This window comes from Kitasatospora sp. NPDC048239, from assembly GCF_043202015.1.
Classification (GTDB): Bacteria; Actinomycetota; Actinomycetes; order Streptomycetales; family Streptomycetaceae; genus Kitasatospora.
Map to the genome: position 1 here is coordinate 1 of NZ_JBICZP010000054.1, position 1140 is coordinate 1140.

General features: G+C 69.8%; 1 protein-coding gene. It reads left to right on the plus strand.

Features of this window, described 5'->3' with window-relative positions:
• Positions 1-8: 8 nt before the first annotated feature.
• On the plus strand, positions 9-1140 hold a 1132-nt coding region (gene ispG / locus ACGFZP_RS39465), incomplete at its 3' end, for a flavodoxin-dependent (E)-4-hydroxy-3-methylbut-2-enyl-diphosphate synthase (protein ID WP_392942334.1).

Sequence of the window (1140 nt, forward strand, 5' to 3'; positions counted from 1 at the left end):
CGCTCGGTATTCCGTCCCTGCCGCTCAAGCCGCTCGCCAAGCGCCGTTTCTCCCGGCAGATCATGGTCGGCAACGTGCCGGTCGGCGGCGACGCGCCCGTCTCGGTGCAGTCCATGACCACCACCGTCACCGCGGACATCAACGCCACGCTCCAGCAGATCGCGGAGCTCACCGCGTCCGGCTGCCAGATCGTCCGGGTGGCCTGCCCCTCGCAGGACGACGCCGACGCGCTGCCGATCATCGCGAAGAAGTCGAAGATCCCGGTCATCGCCGACATCCACTTCCAGCCGAAGTACGTCTTCGCCGCGATCGACGCCGGCTGCGCCGCCGTCCGGGTGAACCCCGGCAACATCAAGGCCTTCGACGACAAGGTCGGCGAGATCGCCAAGGCCGCCAAGGACGCCGGCATCCCGATCCGCATCGGCGTCAACGCCGGCTCCCTCGACAAGCGCCTCCTGGAGAAGTACGGCCGCGCCACCCCCGAGGCCCTCGTCGAGTCCGCGCTCTGGGAGTGCTCCCTGTTCGAGGAGCACGACTTCCGCGACATCAAGATCTCGGTCAAGCACAACGACCCGGTCGTGATGATCAACGCCTACCGCCAGCTCGCCGCCGCCTGCGACTACCCGCTGCACCTCGGCGTCACCGAGGCCGGCCCCGCCTTCCAGGGCACCATCAAGTCCGCGGTCGCCTTCGGCGCCCTGCTCGCCGAGGGCATCGGCGACACCATCCGCGTCTCGCTCTCCGCGCCCCCCGCCGAGGAGATCAAGGTCGGCAACCAGATCCTGGAGTCCCTCGGCCTGCGCGAACGCGGCCTGGAGATCGTCTCCTGCCCCTCCTGCGGCCGCGCCCAGGTCGACGTCTACAAGCTCGCCGAAGAGGTCACCGCCGGCCTCGAGGGCATGGAGGTGCCGCTGCGCGTCGCCGTCATGGGCTGCGTCGTCAACGGCCCCGGCGAGGCCCGCGAGGCCGACCTCGGCGTCGCCTCCGGCAACGGCAAGGGCCAGATCTTCGTCAAGGGCGAGGTCATCAAGACCGTCCCCGAGTCGAAGATCGTCGAGACCCTGATCGAGGAGGCCCTCAAGCTCGCCGAGCAGATGCAGGCCGACGGCGTCGAGTCCGGCGCCCCCACCGTCACCGCCG